Here is a 604-nt window from a genome sequence, read left to right as displayed (position 1 = left end):
CGCCGGCCTCGCGCTCGACATCGTGGGCAGTTCCGTCACCGGCCCGACCGGTTTCGAGCGCCTGTTCCCCGGCGCCGGCGGCGCGCTCTACGGCCGCGACCTCGCCGGCTGGCGCGACCCCTTCGCCCGCCCGCGGGCGCGAACCGCGCTGCCGGGATTCTACCTCGCCGGCGGCTCGGCGCATCCCGGCCCGGGCCTGCCGATGGCCGCGCTCTCCGGCAGTTTCGCCGCCGCCGCCATCATGGCGGATGCGGAATGATCCGCTTCGACCGCCCGGTCCCGCGCGGCGGCTATGCCTGGTGGTATGTCGACGCGCTGAGCGACGACGGGCGCCACGCGCTCACCCTGATCGCCTTCATCGGCTCGGTGTTCTCTCCCTATTACGCCGCCGCCCGTCGCCTCGCCCCCGGCAGGGCCGCACCTGAGGATTTCGTCGCCATCAACCTCGCCCTCTACGGCCCGCGCGGCAACCGCTGGACCATGACCGAGCGCCGCCGCCACTGCCTGCGGGCCGAGGCCGACAGCCTCGCCATCGGCCCGAGCCGGCTCGCCGTCGATGCCCGCGGGCTTGCCGCCGAGATCGCCGAATGGTCGAACCCGCTGC

2 pseudogenes are annotated in these 604 nt (G+C 74.8%); both read left to right on the top strand.

Going from position 1 to position 604, the window contains the following annotated elements:
- Nucleotides 1-259, top strand: a pseudogene (locus RT91_RS19200) (CrtD protein); the annotation flags it as partial.
- A pseudogene (locus RT91_RS19195) lies at nucleotides 256-604 on the top strand (carotenoid 1,2-hydratase); the annotation flags it as partial. The pseudogenes RT91_RS19200 and RT91_RS19195, both read left to right, overlap by 4 nt.

It is taken from the genome of Acidiphilium sp. JA12-A1 (genome assembly GCF_000724705.2).
GTDB lineage: Bacteria > Pseudomonadota > Alphaproteobacteria > Acetobacterales > Acetobacteraceae > Acidiphilium > Acidiphilium multivorum.
The sequence above is the reverse complement of the archived record's forward strand: the minus strand, read 5'-3'. Positions and strand labels throughout refer to the sequence as shown.